The 20,641-nt window shown below is 65.5% G+C and carries 12 protein-coding genes; 5 read left to right on the plus strand and 7 right to left on the minus strand.

Features of this window, described 5'->3' with window-relative positions; translation table 11 throughout:
- Positions 1–130 precede the first annotated feature (130 nt).
- The 5 genes from ACQ4MJ_RS13755 to ACQ4MJ_RS13775 all read left to right on the plus strand — a co-directional run bounded on the left by ACQ4MJ_RS13755 (position 131) and on the right by ACQ4MJ_RS13775 (position 7,652).
- Positions 131–952 (plus strand): carotenoid biosynthesis protein, encoded by an 822-nt coding sequence (locus tag ACQ4MJ_RS13755; RefSeq protein WP_055397363.1) that lies wholly within the window; start codon positions 131–133, stop codon positions 950–952.
- On the plus strand, positions 949–2,421 hold the full coding sequence (locus ACQ4MJ_RS13760; RefSeq protein ID WP_228900054.1) for an oxygenase MpaB family protein: 1,473 nt from the start codon (positions 949–951) through the stop codon (positions 2,419–2,421). The genes ACQ4MJ_RS13755 and ACQ4MJ_RS13760 overlap by 4 nt, the downstream gene beginning before the upstream one ends.
- Before the next feature lie 17 nt (positions 2,422–2,438).
- A complete protein-coding gene (locus tag ACQ4MJ_RS13765) occupies positions 2,439–4,220 on the plus strand; it encodes a diguanylate cyclase domain-containing protein (protein WP_431152319.1) in 1,782 nt (593 codons plus the stop codon).
- A gap of 50 nt (positions 4,221–4,270) precedes the next feature.
- On the plus strand, positions 4,271–6,049 hold the full coding sequence (locus ACQ4MJ_RS13770) for a diguanylate cyclase (protein ID WP_218299156.1): 1,779 nt from the start codon (positions 4,271–4,273) through the stop codon (positions 6,047–6,049).
- A 118-nt stretch (positions 6,050–6,167) separates the two neighbouring features.
- Complete coding sequence (locus tag ACQ4MJ_RS13775; RefSeq protein ID WP_431152318.1) at positions 6,168–7,652, plus strand: FAD-binding oxidoreductase; 1,485 nt, start codon at positions 6,168–6,170, stop codon at positions 7,650–7,652.
- Positions 7,653–7,696: 44 nt separating this feature from the next.
- On the opposite strand, the gene ACQ4MJ_RS13780 is transcribed toward ACQ4MJ_RS13775, so the two are convergent.
- From ACQ4MJ_RS13780 to ACQ4MJ_RS13810, 7 genes are all read right to left on the minus strand, one after another.
- A complete protein-coding gene (locus ACQ4MJ_RS13780) occupies positions 7,697–9,028 on the minus strand; it encodes a diguanylate cyclase domain-containing protein (RefSeq protein WP_431152317.1) in 1,332 nt (443 codons plus the stop codon).
- Positions 9,029–9,419: 391 nt separating this feature from the next.
- The gene (locus ACQ4MJ_RS13785) at positions 9,420–10,265 is read right to left on the minus strand and encodes a MipA/OmpV family protein (RefSeq protein WP_233573352.1); all 846 of its coding nucleotides are present in this window, start codon (positions 10,263–10,265) and stop codon (positions 9,420–9,422) included.
- 10 nt (positions 10,266–10,275) lie between these two features.
- On the minus strand, positions 10,276–11,100 hold the full coding sequence (locus ACQ4MJ_RS13790) for an undecaprenyl-diphosphate phosphatase (protein WP_121422620.1): 825 nt from the start codon (positions 11,098–11,100) through the stop codon (positions 10,276–10,278).
- Positions 11,101–11,206: 106 nt separating this feature from the next.
- Entirely contained in the window at positions 11,207–12,643 is a 1,437-nt protein-coding gene (locus tag ACQ4MJ_RS13795) for an efflux transporter outer membrane subunit (protein WP_431152316.1), read from the minus strand.
- Between the two features lie 9 nt (positions 12,644–12,652).
- Positions 12,653–15,835 (minus strand): efflux RND transporter permease subunit, encoded by a 3,183-nt coding sequence (locus ACQ4MJ_RS13800; RefSeq protein ID WP_228900030.1) that lies wholly within the window; start codon positions 15,833–15,835, stop codon positions 12,653–12,655.
- On the minus strand, positions 15,832–19,035 hold the full coding sequence (locus ACQ4MJ_RS13805; RefSeq protein WP_431152315.1) for an efflux RND transporter permease subunit: 3,204 nt from the start codon (positions 19,033–19,035) through the stop codon (positions 15,832–15,834). Before ACQ4MJ_RS13805 ends, ACQ4MJ_RS13800 begins: the two co-directional genes overlap by 4 nt.
- Before the next feature lie 15 nt (positions 19,036–19,050).
- Complete coding sequence (locus ACQ4MJ_RS13810; RefSeq protein WP_431152314.1) at positions 19,051–20,352, minus strand: efflux RND transporter periplasmic adaptor subunit; 1,302 nt, start codon at positions 20,350–20,352, stop codon at positions 19,051–19,053.
- Between the last annotated feature and the right edge of the window lie 289 nt (positions 20,353–20,641).

Raw genomic sequence — 20,641 nt, forward strand, 5'->3', positions numbered from 1 at the left:
TACCTCCTGCAATGCCCCGAATAGCGCCGAAAAGCCCCGCCAAGACGGCCTTCGATCAGGGCAAACAAGGTTCGCCCGGAGTGGAGCAATCCCCTACACTGGGGGAGTTGTTACAGTGTGATACACCCCCATGCCCACCCTGCCTCACTTTGCCTCGCGATTGCCTGTGCTCAGCTATGTGCTGCTGGCCGTCTATCTGGTCATCCTCGCAGTCCGCACCCACAACGACACCACCATTGCCCTGGTGATTGCCTCGGTCGTGATGTTTGCCTGCTGCTGGGCCAGTGCCACCCATTTGCTGGGCGCGCGGCCAGCGCTGCAGTTTGTGCTGATTGCCGTGAGTTTTGGCTGGTTTGCCGAGCAGATGGGCTCCTCGCGCGGCTGGTTCTTTGGCCAGTACACCTACACCGACGTGCTGGGTCCCCGTCTGGGGGACGTGCCCCTGGTCATCCCGCTGATGTGGTTTTCGCTGACCTATGCGGGGTATGTGATCTGCAACCTCATCGTCTGGCAAAGCGCGGTGGACGGCGCGCGGGGCCTGGGCAATGCCGCCATGCTGTCATTTCTGGCAGCGATGATCGTCACGGCGTTTGATCTGGGCGCCGACCCTTACATGGTGTACACCCTCAAGGCCTGGATCATGACCAAGACCGATGGCGCATGGTTTGGGGAGACGGTGCAGGGGTTTTTTGGCTGGGTGTTCGTGTCCTTCGTCATCATCTTCGGTTTCCGCATGTCGGTTCGCAAACAGGCCCTGCAGCCATCCAGCCCGTTCTTGCGCCACCATGCCCTGGTTCCGCTGGCACTGTATGGGAGCAATATGGTGTTTCAGATGATCCTGGGCAATCCGGTGGAAATCCGCTCCATTGCGCCGTTTGCGATGGGCATCCCCTTGTTGTGCGCGCTGGCCGGGTACCAGCGCTGGGCAGCCCCCGCAAAGGCCAGCGTATGAACCAGAACACGTCACACTCCAACACCATCTCGGACGCCGAACTGGCGGGTATGCAGCACCACGCCGACCCCCTGGCCGACCAGACCATCGCCGACATCCTGGGCGACTGGCCCGCAGGGGACGTCGCGGTGGATGCGCCGCAATGGGCGCGCATCGACACCGTGAACCGCCTGTTCGGCCAATGGACGGACAACAAGAGCCTGGTGGGCTGGACCGCCCAAGGTGACGGGGTGGATGCAGCCATGGCCCGGGCACTGAACCACTACGTGCAGACCGCGCAAGCGCTGCCGTCCTGGGCCGATGCGAAAAAGATCGAGCGTGCCGAGAAGCTGTTCATGGAGCATGGGGCGCTGTCGTGCATCCTGCTGTTTTGCGCCAGCCTGCCCGAGTGTTATGTGATCCCCGACCTCTCCAGCGTGCTGCACACCTCGGGCCAGCTGGAGCAGAACGCCGAGTACCGCATCCGGTCCACGGCCGCGATGATCTTCCCCGTGATGCTGCACGGTGGCCTCAGCCAGCGCGGCGCGGGCGTGGCGCAGGTGCTCAAGGTGCGGCTGATCCACGCCACCATCCGCAACCTGATCCTGCACGGCAGCCCGCAAAGTGCCGTCAAACAGCTGCTGGCCGGGGGCAGCGGGCAGGTGGCACCACAAGCCCTGCCCAGCGGGGGCGGGCGTCAGGCCATGTTCCAGACGCTGTACGCCCGCGGCTGGAACCTGAAAGGCGATGGACTGCCCTGCAACCAGGAAGAGCTGGCCTACACCTTGCTAACGTTTGGCTATGTGTTTTTGCGCAGCTTGCGCCGCTTGGGGCTGAGGTTGCGCACGGCCGACGAAGAGGCCTACCTGCACGCCTGGAACGTGGTGGGCCACATCCTGGGCATCGACCGGGCCTTGATGGTGGACACCATGGACCAGGGCCAGGCCCTGATGGCGCGCATGCAGGCCCGGGGCCGCGCCGAACCCGTCACACCGGACCCCCGCCCTGCCCTGGGCCGGGCCTTGATGCAGACCATGGAGAACTCGCTGCCCTGGAACATTGTGAAACCCTTTCCCGAACTCATGACCCGCTACCTGTGCGGGCGCGACACGGCCAGCGACCTGGGCCTGACCCAGCCTGTTCCGTGGCCATCGGCGCTGCTGTTCTGGGGGGTGTTGCTGATCGCCCGTGCCATCGACACCGTGCTGCGCCTGGTGCTGCCCCGGTTCTCGATCGTGAGGACACTCACGCGCATCCTGGGCTACCACTTCATGAGCCGCGTGCTGATGAGCCAGACCCGCCCCCTCCAACTGCCCACCGAGTTGCTCAACCAGGTGGACGAGGTGGTGCACAGCTGGAGCGATGACCCCCACGCGCCGGGCTGGATCAACCGGATCGAAGACCGGCTGACGACGCGCGGCAGCTGGAGCGCGGGCCTGGCCGCCCAGGCCCCTGCCGCACACCCCGCCCAGGCGCAGCAACCCACATAGCCGTTGTTCCCACGCCAATGTCCCCGCTGGTCTGCGCCCTCCTGACGATCACCCGGCTTGGTCGTGCGCGCTGCGGCGTGGCGTCCAGCCTGCTTTGGCTGTTCGTCATCATGGCTCTGCCTGCGGGCGTGCAGGCGAACGCGCCTCTTGTGCTGACGCAGGATCGGCCGCAGATGAATGCCTGGGAAGCCATCACGCTCAAGGCCGATCCCACGTACCAGCTTTCGGTGCAGGACATGCTGGAACGCCTGAATGAGTTCGAGGCGCCTGCCCGGCGCGGTGGCTCGCTGGGTGTGCACAAGGCAGCCATGTGGCTGCACATTCCCATCGTCGCGCCCAAGACACCGCGCGCCCCCTGGATGGTGGATATCGGCTACAGCTCGCTGCAGGCCGAGATTTACCTGACCAGTGGCGGCCGAGTGCTCCAGCAGATTCGCACCAGCCAGCGTGATCAGATGCAGCTATCCAGCCGCACGCCAGCGATGGCATTCGACCTGCAGGCCGGACAGGCTTACGACCTGCTGATACGGGTGCAAGCCACCGGACCACTGATCCTGCCCATCACGGTCGGCGAAATGCCCTACCAGATGCACCAGGCCCTGCGCGAGCAGATGTTGCAGGGTCTGCTCAACGGGCTGGCGTTGTGCCTGCTGGCGTACAGCCTGATCCAGTGGTTCACGCAGCGCGAGCACTTGTTCGGCTTTTATGCACTGGTGGTGCTGGGCAGCGCGGGTTTTTCGCTGCAGTTCTTCGGCATTGGCGACCAGTTTTTATGGCCGGGCAATCTGTGGATGAGCCGGTATGCAGGACTGGCCGCTGGGTTGATTGCCCTGGCGGGCTCGTTCCTGTTCCTGAGTGCCGCACTGGCAGACAACCCGCAAAGCCGGTACGCACGCGCCATGCGCGCAGGTGCAGCGATCACAGCAGTGGTCTGCGTTGCCGTCACGCTGGGCTGGCTGAGCATCCCCATCGCCATCGCTTTCATGAGTCTGGTAGGCCCCCTGCCTTCTCTTATCAGCGTGCCTGCTGCCATCACGCGGGTGCGGCAAAAAGACCCCATCGGCACCACCCTGCTGGCGGCCTGGATTGCCTACGGTGTGGCTGCCGCACTCATGGTGTGCCTGGTGCAGGGCTGGGTGCCCGCGAACTTCTGGACGCTGCACTCATTCCAGTTCGGCGCCACGCTGGACATGCTGCTGTTCTTGCGCGTCATGGGGCTGCGCGCCAGAGCCATGCGGATGAAAGCACAGGAGGCGCTGCGCGAGCGCGACATCATGCATTCGCTGGCGCACAGCGACCCACTGACAGGTCTGAGCAACCGGCGTGGGCTGCAGCATGCGCTGCAACTTGCGCTGTCTTCCAGCTCACCAAGCCATCTGGTCGCGGTGTATCTGATCGATCTGGACGGGTTCAAGCCCATCAATGACTCACATGGCCACGATGTGGGCGACGACCTGCTGGTGGCTGTGGGCAAGCGGCTGCAAACCAGTGTCCGCCAGCAGACGGACCTGGTAGCAAGGCTGGGCGGGGATGAATTCATCGTCATGGCCTGCCATCTCGAAAGTCCGCACCATGCCGAAGAGCTGGGCCGATCCCTGCTGCACGCTTTCGATGCGCCGTTCTCCCTGGGCGACCTGAACCTGAAGGTGGGACTGACCATCGGCTATGCCCTGGCCCCCCTGGACAGCGACGACTCCCATGGGTTGATCCGTCTTGCCGATGCAGCCATGTATGCCGGCAAGCAAGGGGGCAAAAGCTCCATCCTGCGCAACAGTGGCGAACTGGCGCTTGCGCCATGAAACAGGCCTCCTGCACCGTGGTGCCTTGCCTATACTGAACCAGCCCGACCATGCCCCGCCGTCACCCCATGCCGAACCGGCCCCGGCCCCACCACCTCCCTTGGCTGGCTTTGCTCTGGGCGTTGATGGTCTGCCCCTGGGCGTGGGCAGGTAGCTCACCCTTGCTGCTGAACGACGAGCGGGGAGCCATCGATGCATGGCCAGCCGTCACGCTACTGAGCGATCCCAGCCTTCAGCTTTCAGTGGAAGATGTACTGGCGCAGTCCGACAAGTTCACCCCGCCCCCTAGCGTGGGCGCTACGTTGGGGGTGAGGCCCGATGCAGTCTGGCTGCGCATCCCGTTCGAAGTGGCCTCGACGTCTGACGCCCAGTGGATCCTGGATGTCAACCACTCCGACCTGAACCACATCGGCGTCTACCTCACGACCAGCGGCTATGTGGTCCAGCAAGCAACCCTGGGCAGCCTGCACCCTTACGCGCACCGTCCATTGCAAAGCCGATCCCACGCGCTCACGCTGAATCTGAGGCCCGGGTTGCAGTACGAACTGTTGGTGCGCATCCAGACCCGGGGGGCGATGATCCTGCCAATCTCGTTCTACAAGCCTGCAGCCATGCTCAGCAAGGCGGTCAACGAGCAAATGCTGCAGGGCGTATTGACCGGGCTGGCCCTGTGCCTGCTTGTGTACAGCGTGGGCCAGTGGCTGAGCCTGCGCGAGCCACTGTTCATCTACTACGCATTGCTCACATCCGGCAGCCTGCTGTTTTCGATGCACCTGTTCGGCGTGGGTCGGCAGTTCCTCTGGAGCGACAGCCTCTGGCATGAAGTCCACATGGGAGGGCTCTCTGCCTTGCTCGCCACCTGTGGTTCGTTCCTCTTCATCGGACAGGCCCTGTCGGAGCCCGACTCCAACAAACGCTTTCTGCGCTTCATGCGCTGTGGAGCGGCACTGTGTGTGCTCCTTGCACTGGCATACGGACTGGATGCCATCTCCACCCGCGCCATTGCAGCCATTGTGAGCATCCTGGGCCTTGTACCCGCCCTGATGGGCATCCCCGGTGCGGCACGCCGTGCGATCCGGGGTGATGGGGTCGGCACCAGCCTGCTGCTGGCCTGGTTGGTCTACTTCATTGCGACCGCGATCGTCATCGGCGTCATCAACGGCTGGGTGCCGGTGAATTTCTGGACTTTGCATTCCTTCCAGTTTGGTGCAACGCTGGACATGCTGCTCTTCATGCGCGTGCTGGGCCTGCGCACCAAGGCATTGCGGCTCGAGGCGCTGGATGCCAACCGCGAGCGCGACGCGATGCACTCGCTGGCCCATACCGACCCCTTGACCGGCTTGCCCAATCGGCGTGGCCTGAGCATTGCCCTGGCCTCCGCCCTGCCCCACAGCGGCCCCAACAGCCTGCTGGCCGTGTACGTGATGGACCTCGATGGTTTCAAGCCCGTCAACGACCGGCACGGCCACGATGTGGGCGATGAACTGCTGATCGCCGTGACCCGTCGGCTGCAAGGCCATGTGCGCCAGAGTGACGTGGTAGCGCGCCTGGGCGGCGATGAATTTGTGGTGATGGCGGGCCACCTTGGCAGCAGCCAGCAAGCCCAGGAGCTGGGGCTCAAACTGCTGGAAGCTTTTCGCACCCCTTTCTCGCTGGGCGATCTACAGGTGGAAGTGGGATTGACCATCGGCTACGCGATTGCACCGGACGACAGCAACGATGCACTGGGCCTGCTGAAGCTGGCGGATGCGGCAATGTACAGCGGCAAGCAAGGGGGGAAATTCTGCCTTCGCCGCAACACCGGGGACCTGGCGCTGTCGTCGGCCTGAGCGCTACCAGTGCACACCGCACCCGGCGGCTGAGCCCCAAGGGCCATTCCGAACTGGTCAAACGGCCTGGCTTCCGTTAAACACGGGGCTTCGCGTTACCACCCAAGGATTGTTCACCATGGCCCATCGCAAAAGTCCCGCCCGCATTGCCAAAGACGCCCGCATTGCGCATTTTGAGTCGCTGGCTACACGCCAGGCCGCACCGAACGCGCCGGGCGCAACCCTGACCTGGGACGCCGTGGCTGCGCTGGAGGCCAAGCTGGTGGGCCGCATCGTGCTGCCGTCCAGCCCCGACTACAACGCCGCGCGGCAAGAGTCCAACCCCGCGTTTCAGGCTTATCCCGAGATCATCGTCTACTGCGCCTGCGAACACGACGTGCTCGAATGCCTTGCCGTGGCCCGCACCTACAACCTGTGGGTGGCCGTGCGCTGCGGCGGGCACAGCACGGCAGGCTACTCCGTCAACAGCGGCATGGTGGTGGACCTGAGCGACCTGAAAGGCGTGGTGCTGGACCCACCCCGCGAACGCGTGCATGTGCTGCCGGGCACCGATTTCGACCATTTCAACGGCGCGATGAACCACACCGGCTGGCATGTGCCCACGGGAGCGTGCGGCAGCGTGTGCGTGGGGGGCTTCGTGCAGGGTGGCGGCTATGGCTATACATCGCGGGCCTTCGGCATCCAGAGCGATCTGGTGGAATCGTTCCGGGTGGCGCTTGCCAACGGCAGCATCGTCACGGCCAGCGCGCAGGAGAACCCGGGGCTCTACTGGGCCATGCGCGGTGGCACGGGCGGCAACTTTGGTGTGTTGCTGCAGGTCACCTACCGCATGCACCGGCTGGACCAGGTGTGGGCCTGGGCCATCAGCTGGGACGCCGCGCATGCCGCCGAAGTCCTGACGACGATGCAAGCCCACTACATGAAAACCGGCGCACCCGATGCCCTGGGCTACATGATGAACCTGGGCTACCAGAACAGTACGCCGGTCTACATGGTGCAAGGCATGTTCTGCGGCACGCGCGATGAGGGCATGAAGGCCATTGCACGCCTCATGGCGATACCGAGCGCACAGCTGCTGGTGGACAAGACGGGCACCTACCCCGACATGAATATCTGGCTGGAAGACCACCCCTACACCTTGCCAGACAACCTGCCCGACGGCGTGGCGGAAACCAAGGCCTGCGGCTACATCAGCACGCCGCTGTCAACAGCCGACTGGCAACGCATCATCGATTACTTCAAGACCTCGCCCAACCCCTGGTCGCTGGCTTATCTGGAACCCTATGGCGGCGCCATCAACCGCTATCCCGTGGCCGACAGCGCTTTCATCCACCGCCATGTGGATGCCGACCTCGTGGTGGACGTGTTCTGGACCAATGACACCGAGCGGGCCCAGATGGAAGCCTGGCTCGATGGGTTCATGAACCTGGTCAAACCCTTCCTGAACGGCCACGTGTACCAGAACTATCCCGACGCAAGCCTGCAGGACTTTGCCCAGGCCTATTGGGGCCCTGCATACCCGCAGCTTCAGCAGGTCAAGGCCCAGTACGACCCCGGGAACTTCTTCCACTTTCAGCAGAGCGTCCGGCTGCCCAGCCTGTAGAGGAGGCGCTGCAGGCCAGCCTCCCTGGAGCGGTAGACCACCGCTCAGGAACGGGCCGCTTCCGCGTAATGGAGCCGGCCTTTGCCCGCGCGTTTGGCCGAGTACATCGCCTGGTCGGCGCGGTTCATCAGGGCGTCGATATCCCCCTCCAGCGGGGGATACACGGCCACGCCAATGCTGGCGCCGATGAAAAGGTCACGCCCTTCCACAACCATGGGCTGGTGCAATGCCTCGATGATGCGGTGGCCGATGGTGTCGGTCACGTCGCGGGTGACATCTCGGTCGAGCATGACCAGGAATTCGTCGCCACCCAGGCGTGCCATGGTGTCGCCCGCACGCACCGTGCTGGCAATGCGTTGGGCCACAATGCGCAGCACTTCGTCACCGGCGCGATGGCCTTCGGCGTCGTTCACCCCCTTGAACCCATCGAGGTCGATGAACAGCAAGGCCACAGACCCGGCATTGCATCGCGCCTGCGTCAGGGACTGCTCCAGACGGCTCTGAAAAGCCGCACGATTGAGCAGGCCCGTGAGTGAATCGTGGTTGGCCAAATAGTGCTGCTGGCGGGCGATCTGGATCTTGGCCGAGACATCCTGGACCAGCGCCATGATCGATGTGACCTGCCCCTGGGCGTCGGTCAGTGCGGAGTTGAACCACTCGCAATGCACTTCGCTACCGTCCTCCCGCACAAAGCAGGTCTCCGCGCGGTTCTGGGACTCCTGCCCCGTCTGCAGGCGCTGTAGCGCACTCTGAAGCCCATCGTCCTGAAGTGAGGGATCCACAAGTTCCGTCAGCAACCGCCCCTCCAGCCCCGCCACCTGCAGCCAGCCCATGAGCTGCACAGCGCGCTGCGAACAGTGCAGGAGCCTGAGGTTGTGGTCCATCTCCAGCACCGCAAGCGGGCTGTTTTCCATGTGCGAGGAAAGCCGCTGGTTGGCAGCGCGCAGCGCATTCATGGTGACCTGCAGTTCATGAACGTCGAGCGCCGTGGTGATGAAGCCGTCCACCAGCCCCTGCCGGTTGTGCCAGGGGGTCAGGCAGATGGTGCGCCATTCATCAATGCCATACGGTGTGCGCAGAAGGCGCTGGTACTGCACCCGCTCGCCCTGCAGCACACGCTCGACGAAGGGCATGAATCGGGCGCAGTCGCTCTCACCATACACCTCGACCAGAGTTTTCCCCACCAACTGCTGGGGCACGGCGCCGAACCAGCGGGCGTATTCCTCGTTGACATAGATCATGGCCAGACTGCGGTCGATCACGGCCATGGTGGCACCCGCGCTGCGGGTGATCAGATCCAGCAATTCAGCCTTGGACCAGGAATCCTGATGGACGGCTGTGGGGGGCTGCGACAACTCAGGCTCGTCTTGCATCATGCGGCGATAGCCCCGGCGGGCAGATGGTCATCGACAGGGGGGCGATCCAACGCTGCACCTCCTTCGCGGTGGCCGCTTTGCATCGCCCTGCTACAGGTAACAGTGTGTCAGCACCAGCTTATCACTTTCGGCCAATGGAGCCCCCGCAGGCCCCACGGGCCTTCGCAAAAGGCCGGCTCCCGCACGGTGTTGCACGCTAGTCCACTGAAACCGAGAAATCGGCTGTGTGCCGAGGTGGAAGCGGGTGCAGCGCAAGGCGCGGGCCTTGCCAAGGTTGGCCGCCTTGGCAAGGCCCGCAACGCAGCGATGCTGCCTGCTGCCACCCCGGCCCGAAAGGTGAGGGCCTGGCAGGGCCGCCCTCACGCACAGCCGATTTCTCGGTTTCAGTGGACTAGCGGCAGCAACGATATGCCAGGCCGACGGACACGGAATACCCTGTGGGCTCGACGGTGAGCGGGCTGCGGCGGGCGTCGCCCTTGAGCTGCGATACACGCGCCGCACCCAGAATCACCCAGTGGCGATTGATGGCCGACATGACCTCCACACCGGCATCCACGCTGTACAGGCCTGCGCCCGGATCAAAGGCAGGCAAGGCCCCGGAACCACCCGCAGGCACGCCAAAATGACCGCGCAGATAGGTGCGATCCCCAAAGCTCGCGCCTGCGCCGAAAGTGACTTTGGTCTGCTCGGTCACGGGCCAGGTATAGCCCACGCTAGTGGACAACTGCGCGCCGCCGTCGCGCCCCAGAATGTCCTGCGAAAGCCCGGCGCCCACAGACCACCGTGGCGTCAGCGCATACCCAGCGCTCACCCGCGCGCGCAGCGTGGACCGGACCGAGGGCAACCCCACCAGGATCGGTGCGTCCGAGCCGTCACGGCCTTTGTCGATGCGCAGCGAGGCGCTCAGGTTGAATTGATCTCCCTGCGCCAGCGTGGCGCTGGCACCCGATTCGCGCGGACCCAGTCCATGCCCCATGAAGGCGCTGCCACGCGAGGTACTGAGCCTGAAACGTCCATATTCGATGGCCCATGCGGGCCGCAAGCTGTTCTTGCGCCCATCACCGCCCGCGTAGTCCGGGCTGGAGCCCACGATGGCGCCCAGCGCGTAGTTGAACAACGGTTTGGGCGGCTCTTCGGCCGCAGGCGCATCCGCGGCGTGCGCCGCCGGCCAGGAGCACAGGCAAGCCAGCAACGAAGCACAAGAAACCAGGGGTGCAATGGGGGCAAAACGGCTCATGGGTGGATTATCAGTCCGCCCACTGCACCCATCCAGTCCATGCTGTCACCAGAACAACGATGCCAAACACGATGCGGTAGTACGCAAACGGTACAAAGCTATGGGTACTGATGTAGCGCAACAACCAGCGCACACACAGCCAGGCGCTCAGGAAAGAAAAGACCAGCCCGGTGATGAACATGGGCAGATCGGCCACCGACAGCAGCGCGCGCTCCTTGTACAGGCTGTACACCCCCGCGCCAATGAGCGTGGGAATGGCCAGAAAGAACGAAAAATCGGTGGCTGCCTTGCGCGACAGGCCCAGCAGCATGCCCCCGATGATGGTGGAGCCACTGCGGCTGGTGCCCGGCACCATGGCGAGACACTGCACCAGGCCCACCTTGAGGGCGTCCAGCGGCGTCATGTCATCCACCGACTGGATGCGGGTGGCCGCAGGAGATCGGCGCTCTGCCCACAAAATGATGAAGCCCCCAATGATGAAGGTGCTGGCCACCACCACAGGGGTAAACAGATGGGCCTTGATGGCTTTGCCAAACAACAGGCCCAGCACCACAGCGGGCAAAAACCCGATGAGCACATTGAGTACAAACCGCTGCGCCTGCCGCTGCGTGGGCAAGGCCACCAGCGTGGCGCGGATCTTCTGCCAATACACCAGGATCACCGCAAAGATGGCACCGGTCTGGATGGCAATGTCAAACACCTTGGCCTTGGCATCATCAAATCCCAGCAGAGAGCCCGCCAGGATCAGGTGCCCCGTGGAAGAAATGGGCAGGAACTCCGTCAGGCCTTCGACCACGCCCATGATGGCAGCCTTGACCAGCAATACAACGTCCACGCACACTCCTTGAGAAAATTTGAATCAAACAAGGCTCTACCGCTTATCTATCAAGCGCTAGCAGCTATCAAAACAGGAGTATATGCCGAGCAGCCCCGCGCAGCCTTCAGGCGGGGGGCTGCCACGGCGCCTGCCACCCGCCCCCCAGCGCCTGCACCAGCGCCACCACGGCCAGCTGGCGGTTGACCTGCAGCTGCAGCAGGGCGCGCTGGGCAGACAGCGCTGACACTTGCGCGGTCACCACCTCGGTGTAGCCCACCTGGCCTTCGCGATAGCGGTTGAGCAGCTGCTGCGCCGTGCGTTCGGCGGCCGATACGGCCTCGCGCCGCAGGGGCTCCTGTTCTCGCAGGGTGCGCAGCACGGTGAGCTGGTCTTCCACGCTCTGGAAGGCCGTCAGCACGGTCTGGCGGTAAACGGCCACACGGGCATCGCGTGCAGCCTGCGCCTCCTCCACGCGGGCGGCGGTGGCACCTGCATCAAACACAGTCTGTGCAATGGACAGCCCCAGCGACCACACAGTGCCCGACGCCTTGAACAGATCCGCCACGCTGCTGCCACCGCTGCCGAGGGTGGCGCCCAGGCTCAGGCTGGGAAAGTACGCCGCGCGCTGGATGCCGATCTGCGCGTTGGCAGCGGCCACGGCCCGCTCTGCCGACGCGATGTCGGGGCGGCGCTGCAGCAGGGTTGAGGGGACGCCTGGTGGCACCTCGGGCACTTGGGCCACCCACGGCGCACTGGGCACGACGAAGTCGGAGGGCGCCTGCCCCGTCAGCACCGCCAGCGCGTGCTCGAACCGCGCCCGGTTCTGGCGCGCGGTGGCCAGGTCGGCCCGCGCGTTTGCCAGCTGAGTCTGCGCCTGCAGCACGTCGGTCTGGGCCACCACTCCGGCGGAATAACGATTCCTGGCGATCTGCAGGCTGCGCTCGTAGCCCTCCACCGTGGCCTGCAGCAGCCCGATTTCCGCATCAGCCTCGCGCAGCTGGAAATAGGCGGAGGCCAGGCTGCCCACGGCGGACAGGCGGGCCGACGCAAGGTCGGCCTCGCTGGCTTGCGCACTGGCCTGGGCATTGTTGACGCCGCTTTCGAGCCGCCCCCACAGGTCCGGGGCCCAGTCCACCCCCAACGAGGCTTGGGTCGTGGTGCCGGACCGGCTGGCGCCCTCGCCACCCGAACGCGTGGCACCGCCCGACAGGCTGACGGAAGGCAGCAGCCCCGCGCGCTGCTGCCGCACCACGGCCTGCGCCTGGGCATAGGCAGCCACTGCTGCGGCAATGTTCTGGTTGGATAGCTGCACCTGCTCCGCCAGCCGGTTCAGCTCGGCGTCTCCGAACAGCTCCCACCAGGGTCCACGGTCCAGCGCGTCGGCAGGCGCGGCTGGCGCCCAGGTGGCGCCCGCCTCCTTGAACGTGGCCGGCACTGGCATCTCGGGGCGCTGGTACGGCGGAGTGACGGAGCAGGCAGACAGCAGCGTCAGCGCGAGCCCGAGGCTGGCCAAGCGTGCGGCGCGTGCACCCGGTGCGAGGGGTATGAAGAGACGGGTCATGGTGCGCAATCAGACAGCGGCACCGGGGGATCCGGCGCGGCTGAGTTGTTGTTCGTTGGGTGCGGGCTTGCGCAGCTTGTCGAGCAGCACATACACCACCGGCGTCGTCAGCAAGGTGAGCAACTGGCTCGCGATGAGCCCGCCGATGATCGCCACGCCCAGCGGCTGGCGCAGCTCCGAGCCCTGCCCGAAGCCGATGGCCAGCGGCAGTGCACCCAGCGCAGCAGCCATCGTGGTCATCAGGATCGGGCGAAACCGCAGCAGGCAGGCTTCGCGCACGGCCTCCAGGGCCGTGAGCCCGCGCGCGCGCTCGGCGTCCAGCGCAAAGTCGATGATCATGATCGCGTTCTTCTTGACGATGCCGATCAGCAGGAACACGCCGATGAGCGCAATGATGGTGAACTGCATGTTGAACAGCAGCAGCGCCAGCACGGCGCCCACCCCCGCCGACGGCAGCGTGGTCAGCACCGTGATCGGGTGGATCAGGCTTTCATACAGAACACCCAGCACGATGTAGATCACCACGATGGCGGTGAGGATCAGGAACAGCTGTTGCCCCTGCGACTGCTGGGCGCTGAGCGCCGTGCCCTGGAAGCTGCCGCGCACGTTGGTGGGCATGGCAATGTCGGCCTCGGCCTGCTCGATGACCTGGCGCGCCTGCGCCAGCGAGGTTCCGGGGTCGATGTTGAACGAGATGGTGGTGGCCAGCTCGCCATCCTGGTGGCTGATGGACGTGGGTGAGGCCCGCTCCACCACGCGCGCCACAGCGCTCAGCGGCACCATGGTCGACGCCGCAGTGCTGATGACATTGCCCGTGGACGCACCGCGCTGGCCCGGGTTGGCGGCCGTCCCCGTGGCACCGGTCGGGTTGCTGGCCACGTAGATATCTTTCAGGGCCGGCGGGCCCCGGGTGTACTCCGGCGCCCACTCCATGATGACGGCGTACTGGTTGAGTTCGCCATAGATCGTAGCCACCGAACGCTGGCCGAACGCGTTGTACAGCGCGTTGTCGATGGCCGAGGCGCTCACGCCCAGGCGCGAAGCGCTGTCGCGGTCCACCTCCACATAGGTCTCCACGCCGTTTTCCGCCTGGTCGGTGTCCACGTCCTTGAGCAGGCTTTCGTCCTTGAGCCGGTCGGCCAGCTTGCCCGCCCATTGCTTGAGGTCCGCCATGTTGTCGCTCTTGAGCGTGTACTGGTAGGTGGAGTTGCTGGAGCGCCCGCCCATGCGCAGGTCCTGCACGGGGTTCAGAAACACCCTGAGGCCGGTGATCTGGTTGAGCTGCGGCCGCAGCCGCGCAATGACGGCCGGTGTGCTGTCCGTGCGCTGCTTCAAAGGCTTGAGGTTCACAAACATGAACCCACCCCCGGCCCGGCTGCCACCCGAGAAGCCGACGACGGTGTCCACCGCTGGGTCCTTGCGGATGATCTCCACGGCCTGGCGCAGCTTGCGCGCCAGGGCTTCGGACGAAATGCTCTGGTCGGCCCTGAGGCCCGCGTTGAGCTGGCCGTTGTCCTGCTCGGGGAAGTACCCTTTAGGGATCTTCGCGAACAAGTACACGTTGAGCCCGATCACCGCCAGCAGGATGAGCACCACCAGGCCTTTGCTGGCCAGGGCCCAGTCCAGGCTGTGTCCATACCCGCGCAGCACGCCCTGGTAGCCGCGCTCTGCCCACCGCGCCAGGCGCGACGGGGGCTTGTCGCTGGCCGGGTCGTGCGCCCGCAGCAGCCACGCACACATCATGGGCGTGGTGGTGAGCGAGATCACTAGCGAAATCATCACCGCCGCTGACAACGTGATGGCGAATTCGCGGAACAGCCGCCCCACCTGGCCGTCCATGAACAGCAGCGGAATGAACACCGCCACCAGCGACAGGCTGATGGACAGCACGGTGAAGCCCACCTCCCGCGCACCCTGCAGCGCGGCCTGCATGCGGTCCATGCCGGCCTCGATGTGGCGCATGGTGTTTTCCAGCACCACGATGGCATCGTCCACCACAAAACCTGTGGCCACGGTCAGCGCCATCAGGCTCAGGTTGTTCAGGCTGAAGCCCAGGAAGTACATCACGCCGAAGGTTCCCAGCAGCGACACCACAGTGGCCACCGCCGGGATCACCGTGGCCCGCGCCTTGCGCAGGAAGAGGCCCACCACCAGCACCACGAGGGCGATGGAGACCATCAGGGTCAGCTCGATTTCATGCAGGGAGGAGCGGATGGAGTTGGTGCTGTCCGACGCCACGGCCACCTGGATGTCCTGCGGCAGCTGGGCCTGCAGGTCGGGCAACAGCGCGCGCACGGCATCCACCGTTTCGATAATGTTGGCACCCGGCTGGCGCGTGACCAGCACGATGATGGCGGGGTCGCCGTTGAACAGCCCCACGGTGCGGCGGTTTTCCACCCCGTCCACCACGCGCGCCACATCCCCCAGCCGCACGGCGGCATTGTTGCGCCAGGCGACGATGAGCGATTCGTACTCTGCCGCCTTGCGCGCTGGCGATGGTGTATAGATCTGCAGGCGGCGCCCGTCGCCTTCGATGGCGCCCTTGGGACGGTTGGCGTTGGAGGCCTGGATGGCAGCGCGCACGTCTTCGGTGCTGATGCCGTAGCGGTTGAGCGCAAAGGGCAGCAGCTCCACCCGCACGGCGGGCAGCGAGCCGCCGCCAATCTCCACCTCGCCCACACCGTCCACCTGCGACAGGCGCTGGCTCACCACGTTGGAGACGGCATCGTAGATCTCACCCGGCGTGCGCGTCTTGGAGGTCAGCGCCAGAATGATGACGGGTGATGCCGCCGAGTTGCGCTTGCGATACGTGGGGTTGCTGCGCAGCGTGGCGGGCAGGTCGGCCCGCGCCGCGTTGATGGCGGCCTGCACCTCGCGCGCGGCCGCGTCGATGTTGCGGTTCAGGTCGAACTGCAGGCTCACACGCGCCGATCCGTTGGAGCTGGTCGAGGTCATTTCGTTGACCCCGGCAATCACCCCCAGCCGCCGCTCCAGAGGGGTGGCCACGCTGGTGGCCATGGTTTCGGGGCTGGCGCCCGCCAGGCTGGCCGAGACCGAAATGGCCGGATAGTCCACCTGCGGCAAAGGCGATACGGGCAGCACAAAAAATGCGGCGATCCCCGCCAGGGCCACGCCAATGGTCAGCAGCACGGTGGCGACCGGCCGCTCGACGAAGGGGCGCGAGAGATTCACGACACCTCCCCGGCCTGGACCGGCGCCGCCGCCGTGCCCCGCCCCGTCCAACGGCGGCCCAGCCGGTCAAACGCCAGATAGATCACCGGCGTGGTGAAAAGGGTGAGCATCTGGCTCAGGATCAGGCCGCCAAAAATCGCCAGCCCCAGGGGCCGGCGCAGTTCCGCGCCCTCGCCCCAGCCCAGCATCAGCGGCAGCGCGGCAAACAGCGCCGCCAGAGTGGTCATGAGGATGGGGCGAAAGCGCAGCAGCGCGGCCTGGTGGATGGCCTGCTGCGGCCCCATGCCCTGGTGGCGCTCGGCGTCGATGGCGAAGTCGATCATCATGATCGCGTTCTTCTTGACGATGCCGATCAGCAGGATGATGCCGATGATGCCGATCACCCCCAGGTCGTTGCCCGACACCATGAGCGCCAGCAGCGCCCCCACCCCGGCGGAAGGCAGGGTGGAGAGGATCGTGACCGGGTGGATATAGCTCTCGTACAGCACGCCGAGCACGATGTACACGCACACCATGGCCGCCAGAATGAGCCACAGCTGGCTCGACAACGATTTTTCGTAAGCCCCGGCAGCCCCCAGGAACTCCATCGACAAGCCCTGCGGCATCCCGATTTCCTTCGCGGCAGCGCGGATGGCGTCCACCGCACTGCCCAAGGACACGCCTTCGGCCTTGTCAAACCCCAGCGTTGCCGCCGGGTACTGGGCCACGCGCGTGATCTGCAGCGGCGCCAGTTGCTCGCGGATGGTGGCCACAGCCGCCAGCGGCGTGGGCGTGCCGGAGCCTGTGCGCAGCTGCAAGGTGCCCAGGGCCTCGGGCGTGTTCATGCCTTCCTGCTGGGCTTCCAGGATCACGCGGTACTGGTTGGTCTCGGTGAAGATGGTGGAAACGATGCGCTGGCCAAACGCGCTGTAGAGCGTGTCGTCCACGCTGCTTGCCGTGACCGACAGGCGGGATGCCGTGTTGCGGTCAATGTCCACAAAGGCCGACAGGCCCTGCGCGCCCGCATCGGTCGTGGCGTTGCGCACCTTGGGCTCGCGCTGCAGTCGCTCGGCGAGCTTGCGGGTCCAGTCGTTGACCTGCGCGGCATCCACACCGCCAATCGACACGCGGTACTCGGTGGGGCCGGTTTCCGCATCGATCGTCAGATCCTGCGTGGGCTGCAGGTACAGCGTGACACCCGCCACAGACCGCACACGCTCACGCAGCCGCTGCATGATGGCCTCCTGCCCGTCGCGGTCAGGCTTGAGATTGATCAGCATGCGCCCGGCGTTGAGCATGGTGTTGTTGGCCGCATCCACACCCACAAACGAGCTGAGTGACAACACGTCGGGGTCTTGCAAGATGGCGCGTACGGCGGCTTGCTGGAGTTCACTCATGCGGGCGTACGAGACATCCTGCGACGCCTCGACGCGCGCCTGCAGTTGCCCGGTGTCCTGCGTGGGAAAAAGCCCCTTCGGGATCACCACATACAAGAGCGCCGTGAGGGCCAGCGTCATCACCGCCACCACCAGCGTTGCGCCCTGGTGGCGCAGCACCCACTGCAGCCAGCGGTCATAGCCGCCAATCACCCGCTCGAAACCCCGGTTGATACGGCCCGCGACGCCCTTCGGGCCACCCGCAGGTTCGGCGCGCAGCCAGCGCGCAGCCATCATGGGCACAAGGGTGAGCGACACCACGCCCGAGATGAGAATGGTGATGGCCAGCGTGACCGCGAACTCGCGAAAAAGCCGGCCGACCACATCGCTCATGAAGAGCAGCGGGATCAGCACCGCGATCAGCGACACCGTGAGCGAGATGATGGTGAAGCCAATCTGCGTCGCGCCCTTGAGCGCCGCCTGGAAAGGCGGCTCGCCCGCCTCCAGGTAGCGCGCGATGTTCTCGATCATCACAATGGCATCGTCCACCACAAAGCCGGTGGCAATCGTCAGCGCCATCAGGCTCAGGTTATTGAGGCTGTAGCCCAGCAGGTACATCACGCCGCAGGTGCCAATGAGCGAAATGGGCACGGCCAGGCTGGCAATCACCGTGGCGCGCAGGCTGTGCAGAAAGAAGAAGATCACCAGCACCACCATGAGCACGGCCAGCACCAGTTCCAGCTCCACATGGTGGACCGAACCCCGGATGCCCGTGGTGCGGTCCGACAGCACCTGCACCTTGAGCGATGCGGGCAGGCCCGCCTGCAGCTCGGGCAACAGCTTCTTGATGTTGTCCACCGTGGCAATCACGTTGGCGCCCGGCTGGCGCTGCACGTTGAGGATGATCGCTGGAGTGATGGAAGCCCCCACGTTCCCCACTTCGTGTGGTTCGCTGCCCCCCGAGGGCGCGTCCGCTTGCTTTGGGCGGCCCGGCGCGGCGCGGAGGGGGTCGTTGAGCCCCGCCCACGCGCCCAGCCGGTTGTTCTCCGCACTCTCCACCACACGCGCCACCTCCAGCATGCGCACCGGCGCGCCGTTGCGCCACGACACGATGAGGTTCTTGTAGTCGTCCACCGTCAGCAACTGGTCGTTGGCATTGATGGTGTACGAGCGCTGCGGGCCGTCAAAACTGCCCTTGGCACTGTTGGCGTTGGCCGACGTGATGGCCGTGCGCAGGGTATCGAGGCCAATGCCGTACGACGCCAGCGCCTTGGTGTCGGCCTGGATGCGCACGGCAGGCCGCTGCCCACCCGCCAGCGACACCAGCCCCACACCCGAAACCTGGCTGATCTTCTGCGCCAGGCGCGTGTTCACCAGGTTCTGCACTTCGGTGAGCGGCAGCGTGTCAGAGCTGATGGCCAGCGTGAGCACCGGCGCGTCGGCAGGGTTCACCTTGGCGTACACCGGCGGTGCGGGCAGGTCTGCGGGCAGCAGCGAATTGCCCGCGTTGATGGCCGCCTGCACCTCCTGCTCGGCCACATCCAGCGCCAGCCCCAGGCCAAACTGCAGCGTGATGATGGACACCCCCGAGGCGCTGGTGGACGCCATGCGCGTGAGCCCGGGCATCTGGCCAAACTGGCGCTCCAGCGGCGCACTCACCGTGCGGCTCATGACCTCGGGGCTGGCCCCAGGGTACAGGGTCTGCACCTGGATGGTGGGGTAGTCCACCTCGGGCAAGGCCGACAGCGGCAGAAAGCGGAACCCCACCAGCCCTGCCAGCACGATGGCAATCATCAGCAGCGCAGTGGCCACGGGCCTTTCAATGAATGGACGTGAAGGACTCATGTTGTCGTGTCGCGCTCAGGGATTCTGAGGAGGACGCTGGCGGCGCTGGCCACCTTCTCCACGCTCCCCTCGCGGCCCGCTGGCCCCCGCACGCGGTGCACGGGCGGCCTGCGCACCCGGCAGCTGCACGGCCATGCCATCCTGCAAGCGGTCCCCGCCCTCGGTCACCACACGTTCGCCTTCCTTCAGGCCTTCGGTGATCGCCATCAGCCCCACCGTGGCCTGACCGCGCTTGACCTTGCGCAGCGACACCGTGCGGTCTTCGTTGATGACATAGACGTAGTCGCCATTGGCGCCGGTGCGCACGGCGGTCACGGGCACCACCAGCGCGGGCACGTTGCGCAGCAGCAGTTGCACGTTCACAAACTGGTTGGGAAACAGTGCACCCGCCGCGTTCTCGAACCGCGCCTTGGCCTTGACGGTGCCGGTGGTGGTGTCCACCTGGTTGTCCAGCGTAGAGAAACGCCCCTTGTCGAGTTCGGCCTTGCGCGTGCGGTCCAGCGCCGTCACGGCCAGGGCGTCCGCTGCGCCCTGCGCTGCCTGGATGTCGGCCACGCGGTCCTGCGGCACCGAGAACTGCACGTCGATGGGCGCCACCTGCGTGATGGTGGCCAGGCCCGCCGTGTCGCCCGAGGTCACGTAGTTGCCCGCATCCACGGTGCGAAGACCGATGCGCCCCGACGCGGGCGCGGTGATGCGGGTGTAGTCCAGGTTCAGGCGCGCCGTGCCCTCCTGGGCCTTGTCGGTCATCACCGTGCCTTCGAGTTGCTTGACCAGCGCGGCCTGCGTATCCACGTCCTGGCGGGCGATGGAGTCTTGCGACAGCAATGTGCGGTAGCGCTCCAGCGTGAGGCGCGCGTTCTCCAGCTGCGCCTCGTCGCGCTGGCGGGTGCCCTGGGCCTGCATCAGCGCCTGCTCGAAGGGGCGGGGGTCGATCTGCGCCAGCAACTGCCCTTTCTTGACCATCTGCCCCTCGGTGAACAGCACCTGGGTCAGCATGCCCGACACCTGGGGCCGCAGCGTGACCGTGGTGGAGGGGATCACGGTGCCCAGCGCATCGATGATCACCGGCAGTTCAGCCTTGCGCACCACGGCATCTCCCACCGTGACCATGGGGCGCCCGCCCCCCGGAAAGCCCGGACCGCCGCTGGATTCACCATTGGCCCGCTGGATGAGATACCACGCCGCCCCTCCTACCAGCCCCACCAACACCAGCGCCAGCAGGCTTCCTACCCATCGGGATCGGCGTGGCGGTTTGCCGGGGGGAGCGGGAGGAATGGCCGATGGCGGGGGCGCGTTGACTTCTTGAGGGTTCATGGCGGTCTTGATTCGTGTTCTCGGGGTGCGTGCTGGGCGGGTGTCAGCACTGTCAACCGTACCGGATCGTAGAGGCTCAGTTCACGCGTTGCTTTGAACGCTGTGCGAAGAAAAGTAAACCTTGGGGTCAAAGCAATTCGTAGGGAAGACGCATCCACCAACGGGCCGACCACCAAAAATGCCCTGCAAGTCACGCCGCGCTCCTGCATTTCGCGGCGGCCCTGGCGCATTTCGTCGCAAGCCGCTGGCAGCGACGGGGCGGTGTCGGCACAGTCCGCTCCATTGAAGA

The organism is Acidovorax facilis (assembly GCF_050626955.1).
Taxonomy (GTDB): Bacteria; Pseudomonadota; Gammaproteobacteria; order Burkholderiales; family Burkholderiaceae_C; genus Acidovorax; species Acidovorax facilis.

Bases quoted from the DNA above. Each gene is read 5' to 3' on its own strand.
- ACQ4MJ_RS13755 (WP_055397363.1), top strand. From the start codon at position 131: ATGCCCACCCTGCCTCACTTTGCCTCGCGATTGCCTGTGCTCAGCTAT.
- ACQ4MJ_RS13760 (WP_228900054.1), top strand. From the start codon at position 949: ATGAACCAGAACACGTCACACTCCAACACCATCTCGGACGCCGAACTG.
- ACQ4MJ_RS13765 (WP_431152319.1), top strand. From the start codon at position 2,439: ATGTCCCCGCTGGTCTGCGCCCTCCTGACGATCACCCGGCTTGGTCGT.
- ACQ4MJ_RS13770 (WP_218299156.1), top strand. From the start codon at position 4,271: ATGCCCCGCCGTCACCCCATGCCGAACCGGCCCCGGCCCCACCACCTC.
- ACQ4MJ_RS13775 (WP_431152318.1), top strand. From the start codon at position 6,168: ATGGCCCATCGCAAAAGTCCCGCCCGCATTGCCAAAGACGCCCGCATT.
- ACQ4MJ_RS13780 (WP_431152317.1), bottom strand. From the start codon at position 9,028: ATGATGCAAGACGAGCCTGAGTTGTCGCAGCCCCCCACAGCCGTCCAT.
- ACQ4MJ_RS13785 (WP_233573352.1), bottom strand. From the start codon at position 10,265: ATGAGCCGTTTTGCCCCCATTGCACCCCTGGTTTCTTGTGCTTCGTTG.
- ACQ4MJ_RS13795 (WP_431152316.1), bottom strand. From the start codon at position 12,643: ATGACCCGTCTCTTCATACCCCTCGCACCGGGTGCACGCGCCGCACGC.
- ACQ4MJ_RS13805 (WP_431152315.1), bottom strand. From the start codon at position 19,035: ATGAGTCCTTCACGTCCATTCATTGAAAGGCCCGTGGCCACTGCGCTG.
- ACQ4MJ_RS13810 (WP_431152314.1), bottom strand. From the start codon at position 20,352: ATGAACCCTCAAGAAGTCAACGCGCCCCCGCCATCGGCCATTCCTCCC.